Origin of the sequence: Pseudomonas sp. RW10S2, assembly GCF_014268985.1 — a bacterium.
Lineage (GTDB): Bacteria > Pseudomonadota > Gammaproteobacteria > Pseudomonadales > Pseudomonadaceae > Aquipseudomonas > Aquipseudomonas wayambapalatensis.
Map to the genome: position 1 here is coordinate 1 of NZ_JABWRO010000117.1, position 17,537 is coordinate 17,537.

Genomic DNA, 17,537 nt, shown 5'->3' on the forward strand with positions numbered 1-17,537 from the left:
GCAGTCTCCTGCCGGGGCTTGTCGTTTCTACAGGTTTTAACTGAACAGCCCTTTCAGACGTTCCCAGGCGCTTTCATCCACCGCTGGCGCCTCATGATGGTGATGGAGCTCTTCGAAGACGGCTGGGTTGCTGGATTTCTGGATTTCCTTGGGATGCTCGCTAGCCCATTTGCTGACCAGTTCGTCCTGCCATTCGCTGTCATTGGGGTGGGTAAAGTAGCTGCGCGCTACCTTGACCGGATCGCGCAACCGGCCGCCCTGCCAGTATTTGTACATGGCGAAGCCGACATCGCGCACCGCCACCCGGGCCATCAGAGTGGCCAAGGTATGCAGCGGATGCACGTCATGGTCCTTGGCAAGCTGGGAGTGGGTCGGATTGGTCGAACCGGTGAGCATGGGATTGCCCATCCTGTATGTCTGGATATCGTCGACCGAGTTGCCGATCAGGTTGAGGATGGCGCGATAGCCGATCTTGGGCAGGTCGGTTGCAAGGCGCAGCGGTGAGCCCGTGATCCAGGAAACGCGCCTCGCCACATTGAACCCGGGAAGGTCCGCCAATGTATCGCGAATTTCCAGTGCACTGTTCAGGTGTTCCTGCCACTGCGGATCGGGGTGATCCTGAAGCAGGATCAGCAGCGCCAGTTCAGTGTCCGAGCGTTGCCCTGGCGTGATGTTCTCGAAGTCGCCGGAGGGCGCGAAGAGTACTTTGGCCATCGGCTCGGCCAGGCTGGCTATCACATCGCTACCGGCGAACATGCCGGTGACAATGGGCCAGCCGTGCTTGCAGTCGGCTTGTGCGGTCCAGGTCAGTACAGTGTCGTGACCCTGCTTGTGCAGGCTCAATTCGGCGTAGTTGGAGTGGGCGAAGTAATCTTCCAGCACGTGCAGTGCTGCACCGAATTTGCGCATGCCCTCAGGGGTCGGGCCGGCCGCCATTGCCTCGCGTAGTCGTTCGCACATGTAATCGACCGAACTGAAGATGTGGCGCTTCATGGACGTATCCGGATCGACCTGCAACCGCGGATCGTCCTGTGCCACAGGCGGCTCGAAGTCTGCATCGATGGTGCGCGGATCATTCACTGACGGGCTGGGGTTGTAGGGATTGTCGATGTGCTCGGTAGGACGATACACCCCGAGCATCTGCGGTGTGATCACGTAGTGCGCGCGCTCTTGCGGCGTGGATTGCAGGCTGGGGAATGCCTTGAGCGCCAGCAGGTCTACGAGTTGGGTCAGGACTTTCCGGGAGAGCTTGCGCGGGAACTCTTTGGGCGCGTCCTCGGCGCGGACCAGCTTGGGATCGAGCAACTGCGAGTAGTCGCGCAACCAGTTGCCGAAATAGATCGCCTTGCGTTGTTGCTCATTGAACCCGGCGTACTTGAGGTCTTCCTCGATCGACTCATGCCCCCAGGACATTTCAGGGTTTTTCTTGTCGCCCTTGCCCGCAGAAAAGCCCTCGGTGCTGCCTTCATTGGTGTTGGCGCGTTGCGCATGTTCATCCTGGCTCTGGCGGATGAACAGACGCATGGCCTGGTCATCGGCTCGCAGGGTGATGGTTCGGCCTGCTTCGGTCAGCTGGGCGATCGGCAGATCACCGCTTGGGCCTGACTCCATGCAGCCGATCAGGTAGGCGAAGCGCGCACCTTCCTCGAGTTCTGCATCCTCGGCCACCGAGGCTAAGCCATCGTCCAGGCCTTTCGCGAAGTCTTGGCGCAGAAGGTTGTCCAGGTGATGACCGAACTCGTGCAGCAGGATGGTCGCCATTTCACAGGCTGCCTGTGGCTGCAGCAGCGCGCCAGCGATCACCTCGGGGTGCAGGTGGATGATACGCGTGGCATTGTCGTAGCAGGCTTTGCCTGCCACCTGTGGGTTCACCTGGTGTACAGGGTTGCTCAACGTGCCGTCGCGCAGTGCGTCCTGCAGCTGCTGGTAGCAACTGTCTGGCAGGTCGTCACCGAACACAGGGATGAGCATTTCGCGAAAGGCCTGTGCTGAGAGCGGCCGGCTGATTTCGGTGAGTCGATCAAGAGCGAAGCGGGTGTGCAGGCTTAGTGGGATCATGCTGGGGACTCATCAACTGACGGAGCCCCAGCATGTGAGCCGCATGGTGCAAGAGGGAGCAGGCAACGCCTCCCGCTGTAGGCGCTACGAAAGGCGGGTGCGGTTTTGAAGGGCCCCGCAGGCCAGCAGGCCGATCTCGAACAGCAACCACATCGGGATGGCGAGCATGGTCTGGGAGAACACGTCAGGAGGCGTGAGGATCATACCGGCCACGAAACAGCCGACGATCACGTAGGGCCGGCTACGGCGCAAGCTGGCAACATCGGTCATGCCTGCCCAGACCACGATGAAGGTTGCCACCGGAATCTCGAATGCCAGGCCGAACGCCAGGAAAAGCGCGAGGATGAAGTCCAGATACTGGCTGATGTCGGTCATCATTGCCACGCCTTCGGGCGTCACGCTGGCGAAGAAACCGAACATCATCGGAAACACCAGGAAGAACGCGAATGCCATACCGCCGTAGAACAGCAGGATGCTCGACACCAGCAGCGGCAGGGCGATGCGTTTCTCCCGCCGATACAGCCCCGGCGCGATGAAGCCCCAAGCCTGATGCAGCAGCACTGGCATGCTGATGAACAGCGCGCACATGGCCGTCAGCTTGAAGGGCGTGAGAAACGGCGAGGTGACGCTGGTCGCGATCATGCTCGCGCCTTCGGGCAGGAAGCGGCGCAGCGGTTCGGAGACCAGGGTGTAGAGGGTCTGGGCGAAGGGGAACAACCCGGCGAACGCCAGGGCGATGGCCAGCAGGCAACGCACCAGGCGCTTGCGTACGTCACGCAGGTGTTCGGTCAGCGGCATTGCCGACCTTCCGTGGACAGCGAAGCTCATGATCTACCTTCCCTGGCGGGGGCTTCATCGAGGCTGACACCCTGGCGGATATCCTGCTCCAGTTTGCGCAGCGCCGCATCGTCCAGGGCTGGCATGTCGATTTCCCGCTCGACCTGGGCGCGCAGCATGTTCATGGCCTGCCGCGCCTGCCCAAGGCCGCGCCCGACGGTGCGCATCGCCACCGGCAGGCGTTCGGGCCCCAGGACCAGCAGAGCGACGACGCCAACCAGCAGCAGTTCGCTGAAACCGATCTCGAACATCAGCCTTGGCGATCCGTTGGCTGCTGTTGAACCTGTGCGTTGGGTGATGCGCTGCTGTTGTCGTCACCGCCCATCGACTTGCGAAAACCCTGGATCGCTTCGCCGACATCGCTGCCCAGGCCTTTGAGGCGCTTGGTGCCGAACAGCAGGAAAACGATCAGCAGCACGATCACCAGTTGCCAGATGCCTATACCGCCCATTTGTGAGAACCCCTGTAAGGTCATGAAAAGGAAGGCCAATCCTGCCTGCTTCAGATGACGCCAACGTGACTGTCGGGAAACGTTGCCATGTGCTTGCAACACGCACCGTGTTGACTGGCCCCTCCACGGATGACGAGGCGCGGTGCAATGGGTGGCGGGCGACAACAGGGTGCAGCGTTGCTGATGGTGATGGTGGCGCTGGCGATGCTTGCGGCGGGCCTGGCCTGGCTGGTGGAGGAGGGGCGTCGCCAGGTCGATGAAACGCGCTTGCTGCGTCAGCGCGTGCAGGTGCGGGCGATGGAGCAGGCTGGCCTTGCCTATGCCAGCCAGGCCCTGCGCGATCCGGCCTGGCGCGTCAGCCCCCTGTTCTGGCAGGCCCTGCGCGGCCAGGCGCTGGAGTATGACTTTGGGGCAGGCAAGGCACGCCTGCGGGTGCGCGACCAGCACACCTGCTTCAACGTCAATGCCTTGCTGGGCGAAGACGCCGAGCGTGCCGAGCGTCAGCTGCGCCGGTTGCTCGGCGACGACATGGCGGCCGAGCGATTGGTCGACGCCCTGGCCGATTGGCTGGACGCTGACAGCGACACGCGCCTGCAAGGTGCCGAGAGCGGCCAGTACCTGCGTCAGCAGCCACCGCGTCTGGCGGCCAACCAGGCGATGCTCGACCCGAGCGAACTGAACCTGCTGCTCGAGCCCGATGCCGGGCGCCAGGGGCGTTATCCGATGCTGTGCGCATTGCCGCAGACCAGCGGCTGGCGGCTCAATGCCAATGCCTTGAACCTGGAGCACCTGCCGTTGCTGGAGGCGCTCTACGAGGGGCACTTTTCCCGATCGCTGCTCAGCCGGATCATCAGTAATCGGCCGGCTTCGGGTTATGTCGATGCAGGAGCGTTACGCCAGGCGCTGGGCGCTTTGGATGACGAGAGCTTTGCCCGGTTGAGCGAGGGGTTGTTGCTCAACAGCGGGCTCTTCCTGTTGCAGCTTTCGTTCGAGGAAGAGGGGCGGTCGGTGCGCAGTCAGTTTCAGATCGAGGCGCTGGGGGTGGTGCAGTGGCATGCGCGGGTGCCGGCGCAGCAGGTGCGGGTGCTGGGGCGGGAACCGATGGCCTGGTAAGCCTGACCTGCCCGCGAAGAGGCCGGTGCAGCCAGCACAAGGCTGACTGCCCGGCCCAGGCTCAGGCGGTCCCGATTTCCCCGCCATCATTACGTTGAATCACCACGGTAGATGCCCGTGGTCGCACCCGGCTCCCTGCCGGGGTCACATCTGTCGCCTTGTCGGTATACGGCCAGTTCCCCGGGTGCTGGATGTTGATGAACAGCGTCTTGTTGTCCGGCGTGAAGCTGATCCCCGTCACCTCGCAGCCGTTAGGGCCGACGAAGAAGCGCCGCAGGTCCACCTGGTTCTGGGCGTTGACCGGGATCTGCTTGCCGGTGGCATCGACCAGGTCGGTGGGGATCACCGCCAGCAACTGGTCATTGGTGTAGCTGGTCAAGGTGGTCTCGCCGTTGTCGGTCTCGATCCACAGCACCCCACGGCTATCGAAGCTCATCCCGTCTGGGCTGGCGAACTGGTTCAGTTCGGTCAGGCCCGAGCGGTTGATATCCGGTGTACCGGCAGCGTTGGCGCCGAACACGAAGATGTCCCAGGTGAAGCTCTTGTGATCGTCGCTGTCGTGCCAGCGGATGATGTGGCCATGACGGTTCGGGCCGCGCGGGTTGGCCGCATCCACCTTGGCGGCAGTACGCGCGCTGTTGTTGGTCAGGGTCAGGTAGACGTCGCCATTGAGCGGGTTGACGGCGGTCCACTCAGGGCGGTCCATCGGCGTCGCGCCGACTGCGTCAGCCGCGCCGCGGGTGTTGAGGATGATGCCCGGCAGATCACCGTACAGCGCCCCCAGCGTGCTCCCGGCGGTGGTGGGGGTGGCCACGTCCAGCAGCAGCCATACGCCCTTGCCGTCGGCATTGAAGCGGGCGACGTAGAGCTTGCCCTTGTCCATGTACTTGGCACCGGTGGCCAGGCGGTCGGCCGGGTTGGCGTCGGCTGGATCCCATACGGCGTCGGAGACGAACTTGTACAGGTACTCGTTGTTCGAGTCGTCGCCGGTGTACCACACCAGCGGCTTGCCCGCGACCGGCAGGCCCGGGCAGCAGCCCTCGTGGCGGAAGCGGCCAAGGGCGGTGCGCTTCACTGCCAGGGTGGCACTGTTGTACGGGTCGATCTCGACGATGTAGCCATAGGTACTGGCTTCGTTGCGGTAGTCGTCGGTGGCGCTGGCGCCGGTCGGGGTCACGTTGAAGCGGGCGAACTCGCCGTTGACCTCGCTGGCGTCGCCAGCAACGGTTTCCCACTTGTACTGGCCGCCGCTGGCACTGACGCCGATGCGCACCTGATCAGCCGGGCGCACACCCTTGTTGACGAAGATGCCAGGCCAGTTCTCCTCGCAGGTCAGGTAGGTGCCCCACGGCGTGTAGCCGTTGCCGCAGTTGTTGTTGGTGCCGCGCGCCTGGGTGCCGGTCGGCGAGAACTTGGTCTTGACGTGATCGGTGCCGCGCATAGGGCCGGCGATGTCCATCAACGAGGCAGTGGTGAAGCGGCGGTTGAGCGGGTCGTTCTGCATTACCTGCCAGCGGCCGTTGACCTTGCTCAGGCGCACCACGCCAGCGCCGTGGGCGTTGATCTCCTTGCGCACTTCTTCGACCGGGCGCTTGCCGGTGCCATCGGTGGTCGGGCCGTTCGGGTGCAGCGCGTCGGCTTCGATGTATTCGAAGTTGATCGCCAGCAACCCATCGTCGGAGCTGCCGTTGATGGGGAAGAAGTGCATGCCGTCATGGTTCATGCCCATCGCGTTGGCCTGATCGGTCGAGGTATTGCTGCCGTCGGACTTCCACGGATTGCCGTTGCTGTTCAGCGGCGTGCCCCACGGCGCGATCACATAGGCGCTGTAACCGGGGGCAATGACGCAGGCGTCGGTGCGCGAGCCGGCGATGGACTGGAAGCCCAGCTTGAGCTTGGCTGGTGGTTCGGTCACAGGCGGCTCGGTGGCCGGGTCATCGTGATGTGAGCTGCCGCCACCCCCGTCGAAACAGGCGGTCAGGCCGGTGCCTGCGATCATCGCGATGGCCGCGCCGAGGCTGCCGCGCATCACGGTACGACGGCTCAGGTAGGTGTCCATCACGCTGGCCATCGGCAGGTTGCCGCTCTGGTTCCGGTCCAGGTTATCGCCGGTTTCTCGACTCATCAGGGTGTCCTTGTAATGGCTGAGTAAGAGGAACCGCGACTTTAGGGGGCAAGTGTGATGATTGATTGGCAAAAATATTAACGGGGTTTTAAAGCCTAGCGCCATTAGTAACAAGATTTGTCAGAGCTTTACCGCATCGGCTGTCGGATTTCTGCCATCAAACTGTCACGCAGCCACCCCAATATCCGGGGCCGAACGTGAACTCAGGTTAGGGATGGCGGGGGCGATGGCGAGCAGTGTGCGCAGACGCGAAGTGATTGGCTGGATGGGCGTCGGGGCCTTGGCGCCTTTGTTGGGCGCCTGCTCCGCGATCCCCGGTCAGCGCGGCGGCGACGCCTCGCTCGAACTGCTCTATGTCGCCGACACCCTCGATGCCCGCGAGCCTGGCCTGCCAGTGGTGCCGGCCACGCGCCTGGGGCCGGTCAGCCATCTGGGGCGTGCTCCGTGGATGACCGGCAGCCATGCCAGTAGCGGCCATGCCGAGCTCGCGCCATTGCTCGATGCCGGCCAGGCCAGCCAGGCGCGCCTTGGCGGTTATGCCGTATTGGCCGCACTGATGGAGCAGATGCGCAACGAGGCCGGCGCCGAGCGCTGCCTGACCCTGGAAAACGGCCAGAACTGGAACGGCAGCGGCCTGGCCTACCTGACCCAAGGCGATAGCGGCGTGCAAGGCAGTCGGATGCTGGCCAGCGACGTGCGTGTGAGCAGTGATGAGCGCGTGCTGTGGCCGCAACGCTGCGCCGCTCTTTATCGTCAGTCCCCTGCGATTACCCTCGGCGCCGGGCTTGGCGTTGAACAGGCCAAGGGCCTGGGTGTCGAGCCCCTGCGTGTGTTCGAGCGCGGCGGCGTGCGCATTGCGGTGGTCGGTGTGACCGACCCTTACGCCCAGGATCAGAAAGCCTCGCTCAAGCAGTGGTACCAATCATTGCTGCCAAGTTTCCAGCAAGCCCGGCGCGAGGCCGACCTGGTGGTCGCCCTGGCGGATGTCGGTACTGGCCCCGGCCTTTGGCTGGCCGAGCGGATCGACGAAATCGATGTCCTGCTGTGTGCCCGTGGCCAGGATCTATGGCCGACACCGGTGCCTGTCACGCAAGCGTCGGGCCGTCAGGTGCCGGTGCTGTTCGCTGGGTGCCGCGCCAGTGGCGTCTATCGCCTGCGTTGCCAGCAAACCGTGGGGCAGTGGCAATTCGAGGCGCGTTTCGTGCCTGCTTTCGAGGATCGACTTTCGCCAACTGTCCAAGCGCGCGCCAGCCAGTTACGCACCACGCTGCGCCAGCAGCGCGCCGGTCATGCGGCCTGGCTTGACCAGCCGCTGGCGCGCGCGCCGCAGGCCTTGTGGCGCCGTGATACCCGTGGCGGCAGTTGGGATCGTCTCTTGCATCAGGCCCTGGCCGACGACTCGAACATGCCGGTGCTGCTGCCGGGGCTGCGTTACGACCATCCACTGCCTGCTGGCCAGGCGATCACCCGCGAGCATCTGATCAGCCTCACCGGCGGCTACTCGGCGCCTGTGGTCGAGGCCCCTGCGCGCCAGGTGGAACAGGTGCTGGAGAATGCCGCCGAGCAATTGTTCGGCGACCCGCTGCTGCTCGACAACAGCCAGGACCTGCCGCGCTGGCAAGGCCACGCCTGGCAGGTCAGCTACAGCCCGATGGGCAAGCGTGTCGCCGGGCTCCCCACGGTGCAGGGCTCGTGTCGCACCTTCGGCCTGCACTTCGATGCCCAGGCCGGTGAGCCGCTGTGGCAGAAGGTCGAGGCCTGGCTGGCGCGCCAGGCGCCGAACTGGCAACTGGCGCCGTTGCAATGGCCCGAGGTGCGCTATGTACAAGGGCATCCGGGGTGGCATCCGCGCCAGGTGGCGTCGTGATCGGGCTGTCGCGCCTGCCCAACGTGCTGCTGCTGACCTTGTCCGGCTGGCTCGCCGCCCAGTGCATCCTGCAACTGAGTCGCCAGCCGCAACCGCTCGGTGTCCCGCGTGAACAGGCATCGACCTTGCCAGGCCTGATGGCTGGCCACTGGCAGGCACCATCCGATGAGGGTGGCATCCCCCTGACACGCCTGCCGCTGCACTACCTCGGCGGGCTCAAGGCCGAGCCGCTGTCCGCCACCGTGGTGGTGCTGCGTTTCGGCCAGCAGGTCCGCACCCTGGGCCGTGGCCAGCGACTGGCGCCAGGGATCGTGCTGCAGGACATCGATGCCGATGGCCTGATTTTCGACAACCAGGGGCGGCGCGAGCGCCTGCCCTGGCCGCCACGGCCCGCCGTGACCGGCTTCAAGCGGCAAGGATGAGCAATGATCGCAAGATACGCTGTGGCCTGCGTGCTGAGCCTCGGCCTGTGCTCTGCGCAGGCCTGGGCCGAAGACCCTGAGGTCGACGAAGACGGGGTGCCGCAATACGAGGTGAACTTCGTCGATACCGACATGGGCGAGTTCATCGACAGCGTCTCGCGCATCACGGGCACCACCTTCATCGTCGATCCACGGGTCACCGGCAAGGTCACAGTACGCACCGTCGATCGCCACGACGCCGAAGCCATCTACGACATCTTCCTCGCCCAGTTGCGTGCCCAGGGCTTTGCCGCCGTGGACCTGCCCAACGGCAGCGTGAAGATCGTCCCCGACCAGGCCGCGCGCCTGGAGCCGGTGCCGGTGGAGAACGCCGGCAAGCAGAGCAAGGGCAGCGACGGCGTGGCGACCCGGGTATTCAATGTGCGCAACGCCGCCAGCGAACAGATGCTCGGCATTCTCAAGCCGCTGATCGACCCGCGCGTCGGGGTGATCACCCCATACCCTGCCGCCAACCTGCTGGTGGTCACTGACTGGCGCAGCAACCTGGAGCGCATCGACAAGCTGCTACGCCAGCTCGACCAGGTCAGCGACGAGCCCTTGCAGGTGATGCCACTCAAGCATGCCAGCGCCGCCGACACCGCGCCCCTGGTCACCCGCCTGCTGGCACGCGAGCAGGGCGCCGACAGTGCCCAGGTGGTGGCCGACCCGCGCAGCAATGCGCTGCTGGTGCGTGGCAGCGCCGACAGCCGCGAGCGCGTCCGTGCGCTGCTCGGCCAGCTCGACCGACCCAGCGACAACCTGCACAGCAGCAACACCCAGGTGATCTACCTGCGCCACGCCAATGCTGCGGAAGTGGTCAAGGTGCTGCGCGGTCTCGGCCAGGACGGCGGGGTGCCCGATGCGCCCGCCGGCGAAGGCAAGGAGGCGCCAGTACGCACCGCCAGCGATTCGGGCGTGCGCCTGGAGTATGAAGAGGGCGCCAATGCGGTGGTCATGGTCGGCCCCGACAGTGAGCTGGCGGCCTATCGCAACATCGTCGAGCAACTCGATATCCGTCGCGCCCAGGTGGTGGTCGAGGCGATCATCGCCGAAGTGTCCGACAGCAGCGCCCAGGAGCTGGGCGTGCAGTGGCTGTTCGCCGACGAGAAGTTCGGCGCCGGTATCGTCAACTTCGGCAGCAACGGGGTGAACATCGCCAACATCGCCGGCGCTGCCGCCAGCAGCGACAACAAGGAACTGGGCAAGCTGCTCTCGGCCACCACGGGCGCCACCGCCGGCATCGGCCATTTCGGCGGCGGTTTCAACTTCGCCATGCTGATCAACGCGCTCAAGGGCAAGAGCGGTTTCAACCTGCTGTCGACCCCGACCCTGCTGACCCTGGACAACGCCGAGGCGTCGATCCTGGTCGGCCAGGAAGTCCCTTTCGTCACCGGCTCCGTGACCCAGAACAACGCCAACCCCTACCAGACCATCGAGCGCAAGGAGGTGGGGGTGAAGTTGCGCATCAAGCCGCAGGTCAACAGCGACAACAGCGTGCGCCTGGACATCGTCCAGGAAGTGTCCTCGATCGCCGATTCGCGCGCCGCCAGCGACGTGATCACCAACAAGCGCGAGATCAAGACCAAAGTGATGGTCGACGACAATGGCCTGGTGATTCTCGGTGGCCTGATCAGCGACGAGTCCACCACCAGCAATCAGCGCGTGCCGTTGCTCGGCGACATTCCCGTGCTCGGCCGTTTGTTCCGCTCCGACAGCAACCGCAACGTGAAGCAGAACCTGATGGTGTTCATCCGCCCGCGGATCATGCGTGACGGGCCGAGCCTTGCCGGGCTGAGCCAGGAAAAGTACCGCAGCCTGCAGCAGGACACGGCCTTGCAGATGCCGGAACTCGCCGAGGGTGGCGCCTTGCTCAAGGCGTTCCCGGCCAGCCGCGCGCGGCTTGAAGGCGGTAACTGGTGATGCTCGGCTACCGCCTGGCGCGTCAGGCTGGCGTGGCCATGGCCCCGGACGACCAGGGATGGCAGCTATGGTTGCGCGAGGATGCCGACAGCGACCAAGTGCAAGAGCTGCTGCGCGTGCATGGCCAGCCACTGCGCCTGGAGCGCCTCGATCGCGCCGCTTTCGACGAGCGTCTTGGCCAGCTCTACCAGGCTGCCGACTCGGCCACCGCCGCATTGATCGAAGGCATCGGCGAGCAGGTTGACCTCGACAGCCTGATGAGCGAAATGCCACGCATCGAAGACCTGCTCGAAAGCGACGACGAAGCCCCGGTGATCCGCCTGATCAACGGCCTGTTCGGCCAGGCCCTGCGCCTGCGTGCCTCGGACATCCACATCGAGACCTTCGAGCAGAGCCTGGTGGTGCGCCTGCGCGTCGATGGTCATCTGCGCGAGGTTCTGCGCCCGCCGCGAGCGCTGTCGGCCATGCTGGTGTCGCGAATCAAGGTCATGGCGCGCCTGGACATCGCCGAGAAACGCCAGCCCCAGGACGGACGCATCACCCTGCGCGCCGCCGGACGCGAAGTGGACGTACGGGTCTCGACACTGCCCGGCATCCATGGCGAGCGCGTGGTGATGCGCGTGCTCGACAAGCAGGCCAGCCTGCTGGCGCTGGACAACCTCGGCATGCCGGCCGCAGCGTTGCAGGGCCTGCGCGCGTGCCTGGCGCGGCCCAATGGCATCGTGCTGTCCACCGGCCCCACGGGCTCGGGCAAGACCACCACGCTGTACGCCAGCCTCAACAGCCTCAACGACGGCAGTCGCAATATCCTCACCGTCGAAGACCCGGTGGAGTACGCCATTGCCGGTATCGGCCAGACCGCGATCAACCCGCGTGCCGGGCTGACCTTCGCCACCGGCTTGCGCGCGATCCTGCGCCAGGACCCGGACGTGATCATGCTCGGTGAGATCCGCGACCAGGAGACGGCGCAGATCGCCGTGCAGGCCAGCCTGACCGGCCATCTGGTGCTCTCGACCTTGCACACCAACAGTGCGATCGGCGCGGTGACGCGCCTGCGTGACATGGGCATCGAACCCTTCCTGATCGCCTCCAGCCTGCGCGGGGTGCTGGCCCAGCGCCTGGTCCGGCGCCTGTGCAGTTGTGCCGAGTCACGCCCGTTGCTTGCAGCCGAGCGGCGCCTGTGGCCGGAGTTGGCCGCCTTGCAGGCCACCCACCATCCGGTGGGTTGCGACAGTTGCCAGGGCAGCGGTTATGTCGGGCGCTTGGGCCTTTATGAATTCATCGAGCTGGATGCAGGCTTGGTCGCCCTGCTTTATGAGGGCGCCAGCGAAGTGACGATGCAGGCCCACCTGGCCACGCGCCGGCAGAGCCTGGTGGCCATGGCCAGTGACTGCCTGGCCCGTGGCGAGACCAGCCTGGCCGAAGTGTTGCGCGTGGTGCAGGGCTGAGCATGCCGACCTATCGCTACCAGGCCCTGGACCTGGCAGGCAAACCGCACAAGGCCAGTGTGCAGGCCGACAGCGAGCGCCATGCGCGCCAGTTGTTGCGTGAGCAGGGCCTGTTCGCACGCAAGTTGCAACGCCATGAAGGCAGCTTGCGGCAACCGCGTCGCCAGCGCCTGAGCCGTGCTCAGCTGTGCGAGCTCACCCGCCAGTTGGCCACGCTCACCGGTGCCGGCATTCCCCTGGTCGATGCCCTGGCCACGCTCGAACGGCAATTGCGCGCGCCCGCCTTGCAGGTCGTGCTGGTATCGGTGCGCGGCGCGCTGGCCGAAGGCCTGGGGCTGGCCCGCAGTCTTGCGCGGCAAGGCGCGCCGTTCACCGGGTTGTATTGCGCACTGGTCGAGGCGGGCGAGCGCTCCGGGCGCCTGGCGCAGGTGCTGACGCGCCTGGCGGATCACCTGGAGCAGGTCCAGCGCCAACAGCACAAGGCGCGCACTGCGCTGATCTATCCCTGTGTGCTGATGGGCGTGTCGCTGGCGGTGGTGGTCGGTCTGATGACGTTCGTGGTGCCCAAGCTGACCGAGCAGTTCGCCCATTCTGGACAGGCGCTGCCGCTGATCACCTCGTTGCTGATCGCCATCAGCCAGGGCCTGGCCAACGCTGGGCCCTGGCTGCTGGGTGCGGCGATCCCGCTGACGCTGCTGTGCGGTTGGCTGTTGCGCAAGCCGCACTGGCGCCTGCGCCGCGACGACCTGCTGCTGCGCCTGCCGCGTGTCGGCAGCCTGCTGCAGGTGCTGGAGAGCGCACGTCTGGCGCGCAGCCTGGCGATTCTCTGCGGCAGTGGCGTGGCCCTGCTCGAAGCATTGCAGGTGGCCAGCGAAACGGTCGCCAACCAGCGTATCCGCCTGGCCCTGGAGCAGGTGCGCCTGCAGGTCCAGGGTGGCACCAGCCTGCATCGGGCGCTGGATGCCAGCGGCCAGTTTCCACCACTGCTGGTGAACATGGTCGGCAGCGGCGAGGCCAGCGGCACCCTGGCCGACATGCTCGAGCGCGTGGCCGACGACCAGGAGCGCGGCTTTGCCCGTCAGGTCGACACCGCCATGGCGCTTTTCGAACCTCTGATGATCCTGGTGATGGGCGGCGTGGTGCTGTTCATCGTGCTGGCGGTGCTGTTGCCGATCATGCAGCTCAACCAGGGTCTGCAACTGTGAAAAGGAGTCTTTGCATGCAGTATCGCGCCAAGCGTCAGCGCGGCTTCACCCTCATGGAAATCATGGTGGTGATTTTCATCATCGGCCTGCTGATCGCGGTGGTCGCGCCCAGCGTGCTGGGCAACCAGGACAAGGCCATGCGCCAGAAGGTGATGGCTGACCTTGCCACCCTCGAGCAGGCGCTGGACATGTACCGGCTCGACAACCTGCGCTTTCCCAGCAGCGAGCAAGGCCTCGCCGCATTGGTGAAGAAGCCGGGCCAGGAGCCGCTACCGCGTGCCTGGCGCAGCGATGGCTACATTCGTCGCCTGCCGGAAGACCCATGGGGCACGCCTTACCAGTACCGCATGCCGGGCGAGCATGGCCGTGTCGATGTCTATTCGCTCGGCGCCGATGGCGTGGTCGGTGGCGAAGGGCTGGATGCCGACCTGGGCAACTGGGACCTCTGACTTGCCTTCCCAGCGCGGCTTCAGCCTGCTCGAATTGCTGGTGGTGCTGGCCATCGCCGGGCTGATGACCGGCTTGAGCGTGGCCTGGCTCGACAGCGGTCGTACGCGGGTCGACCAGGCCATGCAGCGGCTGGTCGCCGCGACCCGCGAGCAGTCCGCCGTGGCCCGGCATACCGGCCAGTTGCGTGGCCTGCGCTGGAGCGGCAAGCGCCCTGAGTTCGTTCGCCATGACGGCACCGGCTGGGTGCTGGAGACGGTCGCGTTGGGGGATTGGCCGCAAGACCTGCGCCCGGACTGGCAGGCGGCAGCAGCGCCGCAACTGGTGTTCACCCCCGAAGGTTGGGCAAGGCCCGGCAAGGTGAACTGGCGTGGCGCCGAAGGCGGGCAGCGCTGGAGCTGGGGGCGCGAGGGGCAGTTGCAGGTCGTGGCGCTTCCATGAGGCGGCGACAGCGCGGTTTCACTTTGCTTGAAGTCAGCGTGGCGCTGGGTATTGCCGCCGTACTGGCGGTGATCACCAGCCAGGTGTTGCGCCAGCGCCTGGCGGTGCAGGAAGGCGTGCAGCAGCACCGCCTTGGCGCCCTGTGCGCCCGTGAGCTGCAGGCACGTTTTGCGGTCGAGCAGTATTGGCCGGCCAGCAATCGCACCGCCGGGGCGCTGCAACAGGGCGCGCAGGTGTGTCACTGGGACCTGCAACTGCGCAGCACCGGCGTGCGCGATCTGCGCCGTGGCGAGCTGCGCCTGTTCGCCGACCGCGATCAGCGTGTGCCGCTGGGTTTGTACACCCTGTTTCTGGAGCGCCCATGAAGCGTCGCCAGACGGGGTTGACCCTGATCGAACTGATGGTGGCGCTGGCGCTGACCGCGGTGCTGGGCATCCTGCTTGCGGCCTTGGTGCATGGCTGGCTCACGGTGCGCGAGCGTCTCGCCGAGCAGCAGAACGAGCCCGGTGTGCTGGAGTTCTGCCTGGCGCTGGAGCGGCGGTTCGACAGCCCGGTGCTGCGCCAGGTGTACGAGCAGCGCCTGCCACTGGCCATGCGCTGGCTCGATTGGCAGGCGCAGAACCAGCAGTTGCTGTGGGTCGCTGCTGCGGCCTGGCCCCAGGCCGAAGGCGGTTCCCGCTTGCAGCGTCAGCGCCTGCGTTTCGAGCCGAGGGAGCAGCGCGTGCTGCTGGAAACTTCCGCCGATCTCTACGCCGCCGACAAGCCGCGTTGGGTGGTACGCGAGCGCCTGGAGCGGGTCAGCGAGATGAGCATTCTGTATTTCCAGGGCGGCAGTTGGCTGGCCTGGCCTTCCGATCAACCGACGCACCCCGGCCGTGGCGTGCGCCTGCATCTGCAGCGTGACGGAGCACCTTATGTCTGCACATTCGTCCTGCCCTGGGGGCGCTCATGAAGCTTGAATGGCGGCGGCACTCGCCTGCGCGACCCTGGTTGCTGTTGCGTCCTGGGGCTGACGGCGGTTGGCACTGGTGCCTGCTGGAAAGCGGCATGCTGCGTGACGAAGGGCAGGGACGCCCGCCGCAGGACCTGATCGCCCGGGTTGCCTTGGTGGTGCCGGGCGAGGCGTGCAGCCATTTCCAGTTGCCGGCGCCGCCCGGGCTCAAGCGTGAGGAATGGCCGCTGCTGCTGGAGGACCGTCTGTTGCAGGGGAGCGATGAGGTGCACTGTGCATGCATCGGTCGCACGGCAGGGCAACTGCGGTTGGTGGTCGTGGCGCGGGATCGGCTCGATGGCTGGTTGGCCCAGTGCGTGGAGTGGGGGCTGGAGGTGGAGCGTTGCTGGTCGCAGTTCCAGCTGTTGCCGACACTCGCCCCGGGCTGTGGATGGCAATGGCGACAGGCACGGTCGACCCTGTACGCGCGGGTTGACGAAGAGGGCAGCGAGCACTGGCTGGCCTGGCCACAGGTGTTGGGCTCTGCACCTGCGCCGTGGGATACGCAGGCGCTTGAGCCGGTCGATGGACACTGGCCACAGCGGATTGCCGATCTCGATACCTTGCCAGCGCTGCGGGAAACGCGTCGTCCGCGCCAATCATTGAAGGTCACGGGGCTGCAAAAGCGCTTGGTAGCCGCCTGCCTGGTGCTCGCCGCCGTCTGGGGCGGTCTGTGGATCAGCCAGCAATGGCGTCAGGCCCAGCTGTATCGGCAGCAGGTGCTGGCGGTTACCGGCCCGCAAGCCACGCCACGCCAGGCAGCGCAGGCGCTCAGGCGGCTGCGTGACGCCGACGGCGAGCGGGTTTTGCGTCTGCGTCGGCTCGACGGTTTGCAAGGGCAGTTGCAGGGCTGGCTGCACGAGCACCCGCAGTGGCGCCTGCGCGCCGTGCGCTTCGATGGGCAGCGCTGGCATCTGCAATTGGACGGCGACGGCACGGTGCCGCCGTGGGATGAAATGGCCGCAACGGTCGGGGCGGCGGTGCAGGTGCAGGCACAGGGCGTGGTGTTCGACCTGGGGAGCGGTTCATGATCCGCGTCTTTTTACAACGCCAGCGTATGCGTCTGGCATGGGGGCTGATCGCGCTGTTGCTGATCGTCATCCTGGTGCGTGAGGCGAGCGCACGCTGGGCCGAGATGAGCCAGTGGCGCGGGCTGGCAGAAGTGGCGATCAGCCTTGAGGGCGGCCCGGTCTTGAGCCTGGAGCGTCTGCGTCAGTCTGCCCAGGCCCGGCACATCGAGCTGACGGAGGTCGAGCCGCAGGAGCAGGGCTGGCAGGTGCGTGGCTCGGTCGCGGACGAGCAGGCGCTGCTGAGGTGGTTGCAGGCGTTGCAGATCGAGGGCGCACAGCCGCTGCAATGGGGTATGGAACAGGAGGGCAAGCGCCTGCGCTTCGACCTGCGGGTCCGGCCATGAGGGCGCGCGTGCTGCTGTGGCCGGCGCTGGTGTGTGCTGTCACGCTGCTCGTCGAGTTGCCTGCACCCTGGCTGGTGCCAGGCAGGGCCGTCAGCGGCAGCCTCTGGCACGGACAGGCCGAGCAGGTGGGCGATGTCGGGCCGTTGAGCTGGCAGTGGCGACCGTGGCAGGCACAGGGCGAAATCCGCCTGGGTTATCAGGGCCAGGATTGGCTGATGCGCTTGAGCGGTTGGCCCTGGCGCTGGCGGGCGGATGTCGAGGCGCTCGAGGCTGCGGCGAGTGTGCCGGTGGCTTATCGCCTGGCGGGGCATTGGCAGGGGCGTGTCAATGTGAAGGGTGCGTGGCGACAGTGCGTCGGTGCCGAGGGGCGTTTGCAGGTGAACGACCTGGCGCTGGTATCGCCATGGTCGTTGGGGTTGGGGCAGGGCTGGCTCCAAATGCGCTGTGCAGGTGACTGGCACTTGCAGGGCGCGCTGGCCCTGCAAGGTCAACACCAGCTCGATCTTGACGCCGACCTGCTGGCTAGGCGCGCCCAGGTCCGTTTCGAGGTCCAGCCTGATGCTGCGCTGACGCCCTTGCTGCGTGGCGCCCAGTGGTTGGGGCCGGAGGCAGGCAAGGGTGAGCGGCAGCTCAGGTGGTAGTGCCCCAGCTTGCCTGTTTCTTGCCGAAGCAACGGTCTTATTCAAAACTTGTAGGAGCGCCGAACCGCCGCTACAAGAGCTCCACAACTTCTGAATACTGCGGTGTTACTTGTGGGAG

Annotated in this window: 18 protein-coding genes; 13 read left to right on the forward strand and 5 right to left on the reverse strand. The window is 65.9% G+C overall.

Annotated features, from left to right (window positions below; translation table 11 throughout):
• Positions 1 to 36: 36 nt before the first annotated feature.
• From HU729_RS21015 to tatA, 4 genes are all read right to left on the reverse strand, one after another.
• Complete coding sequence (locus tag HU729_RS21015; RefSeq protein ID WP_186711436.1) at positions 37 to 2,058, reverse strand: HET-C-related protein; 2,022 nt, start codon at positions 2,056 to 2,058, stop codon at positions 37 to 39.
• 84 nt (positions 2,059 to 2,142) lie between these two features.
• Positions 2,143 to 2,886 carry a twin-arginine translocase subunit TatC gene (gene tatC / locus HU729_RS21020; protein WP_186711437.1) on the reverse strand — a complete coding sequence of 248 codons (744 nt, stop codon included), beginning with the start codon at positions 2,884 to 2,886 and terminating at the stop codon, positions 2,143 to 2,145.
• Positions 2,883 to 3,146 (reverse strand): Sec-independent protein translocase protein TatB, encoded by a 264-nt coding sequence (gene tatB / locus HU729_RS21025; protein WP_186711438.1) that lies wholly within the window; start codon positions 3,144 to 3,146, stop codon positions 2,883 to 2,885. Before tatB ends, tatC begins: the two co-directional genes overlap by 4 nt.
• Complete coding sequence (gene tatA / locus HU729_RS21030; RefSeq protein ID WP_186668758.1) at positions 3,146 to 3,346, reverse strand: twin-arginine translocase TatA/TatE family subunit; 201 nt, start codon at positions 3,344 to 3,346, stop codon at positions 3,146 to 3,148. The genes tatB and tatA overlap by 1 nt, the downstream gene beginning before the upstream one ends.
• Positions 3,347 to 3,493: 147 nt before the next feature.
• On the opposite strand from tatA, the gene gspK reads away from it, so the two are divergent.
• A complete protein-coding gene (gene gspK, locus HU729_RS21035) occupies positions 3,494 to 4,459 on the forward strand; it encodes a type II secretion system minor pseudopilin GspK (RefSeq protein WP_186711439.1) in 966 nt (321 codons plus the stop codon).
• 61 nt (positions 4,460 to 4,520) lie between these two features.
• Here gspK and HU729_RS21040 read toward each other — a convergent pair whose 3' ends face one another.
• Positions 4,521 to 6,584 carry a PhoX family phosphatase gene (locus HU729_RS21040; protein WP_186711440.1) on the reverse strand — a complete coding sequence of 688 codons (2,064 nt, stop codon included), beginning with the start codon at positions 6,582 to 6,584 and terminating at the stop codon, positions 4,521 to 4,523.
• A 226-nt stretch (positions 6,585 to 6,810) separates the two neighbouring features.
• Between HU729_RS21040 and HU729_RS21045 the strand changes: the two genes are divergently transcribed.
• Genes HU729_RS21045 through HU729_RS21100 form a run of 12 tightly spaced genes read left to right on the forward strand, consistent with a single transcriptional unit; the run spans position 6,811 to position 17,419 of the window.
• Positions 6,811 to 8,451 carry a lipoprotein UxpA gene (locus HU729_RS21045; protein WP_186711441.1) on the forward strand — a complete coding sequence of 547 codons (1,641 nt, stop codon included), beginning with the start codon at positions 6,811 to 6,813 and terminating at the stop codon, positions 8,449 to 8,451.
• Complete coding sequence (locus HU729_RS21050) at positions 8,448 to 8,873, forward strand: pilus assembly protein PilZ (RefSeq protein WP_186711442.1); 426 nt, start codon at positions 8,448 to 8,450, stop codon at positions 8,871 to 8,873. Before HU729_RS21045 ends, HU729_RS21050 begins: the two co-directional genes overlap by 4 nt.
• A gap of 3 nt (positions 8,874 to 8,876) precedes the next feature.
• Positions 8,877 to 10,832, forward strand: coding sequence for a type II secretion system secretin GspD (gene gspD, locus HU729_RS21055; RefSeq protein ID WP_186711443.1), 1,956 nt, complete (start codon positions 8,877 to 8,879; stop codon positions 10,830 to 10,832).
• The gene (locus HU729_RS21060; RefSeq protein ID WP_186711444.1) at positions 10,832 to 12,280 is read left to right on the forward strand and encodes an ATPase, T2SS/T4P/T4SS family; all 1,449 of its coding nucleotides are present in this window, start codon (positions 10,832 to 10,834) and stop codon (positions 12,278 to 12,280) included. Before gspD ends, HU729_RS21060 begins: the two co-directional genes overlap by 1 nt.
• Before the next feature lie 2 nt (positions 12,281 to 12,282).
• Entirely contained in the window at positions 12,283 to 13,485 is a 1,203-nt protein-coding gene (gspF, locus tag HU729_RS21065; RefSeq protein ID WP_186711445.1) for a type II secretion system inner membrane protein GspF, read from the forward strand.
• Between the two features lie 14 nt (positions 13,486 to 13,499).
• The gene (gene gspG / locus HU729_RS21070; protein ID WP_186711446.1) at positions 13,500 to 13,934 is read left to right on the forward strand and encodes a type II secretion system major pseudopilin GspG; all 435 of its coding nucleotides are present in this window, start codon (positions 13,500 to 13,502) and stop codon (positions 13,932 to 13,934) included.
• A 1-nt stretch (position 13,935) separates the two neighbouring features.
• Positions 13,936 to 14,373 (forward strand): type II secretion system minor pseudopilin GspH, encoded by a 438-nt coding sequence (gene gspH / locus HU729_RS21075; RefSeq protein ID WP_186668741.1) that lies wholly within the window; start codon positions 13,936 to 13,938, stop codon positions 14,371 to 14,373.
• Positions 14,370 to 14,738, forward strand: a complete 369-nt coding sequence (locus HU729_RS21080; protein ID WP_186668739.1) for a type II secretion system protein — start codon at positions 14,370 to 14,372, stop codon at positions 14,736 to 14,738. Before gspH ends, HU729_RS21080 begins: the two co-directional genes overlap by 4 nt.
• Positions 14,735 to 15,325 (forward strand): prepilin-type N-terminal cleavage/methylation domain-containing protein, encoded by a 591-nt coding sequence (locus tag HU729_RS21085; protein ID WP_186711447.1) that lies wholly within the window; start codon positions 14,735 to 14,737, stop codon positions 15,323 to 15,325. Before HU729_RS21080 ends, HU729_RS21085 begins: the two co-directional genes overlap by 4 nt.
• Entirely contained in the window at positions 15,322 to 16,395 is a 1,074-nt protein-coding gene (gene gspL, locus HU729_RS21090) for a type II secretion system protein GspL (protein ID WP_186711448.1), read from the forward strand. The genes HU729_RS21085 and gspL overlap by 4 nt, the downstream gene beginning before the upstream one ends.
• On the forward strand, positions 16,392 to 16,778 hold the full coding sequence (gspM, locus tag HU729_RS21095; RefSeq protein WP_186711449.1) for a type II secretion system protein GspM: 387 nt from the start codon (positions 16,392 to 16,394) through the stop codon (positions 16,776 to 16,778). The genes gspL and gspM overlap by 4 nt, the downstream gene beginning before the upstream one ends.
• Positions 16,779 to 16,786: 8 nt before the next feature.
• Complete coding sequence (locus HU729_RS21100) at positions 16,787 to 17,419, forward strand: hypothetical protein (RefSeq protein WP_346655312.1); 633 nt, start codon at positions 16,787 to 16,789, stop codon at positions 17,417 to 17,419.
• Positions 17,420 to 17,537: the final 118 nt, after the last annotated feature.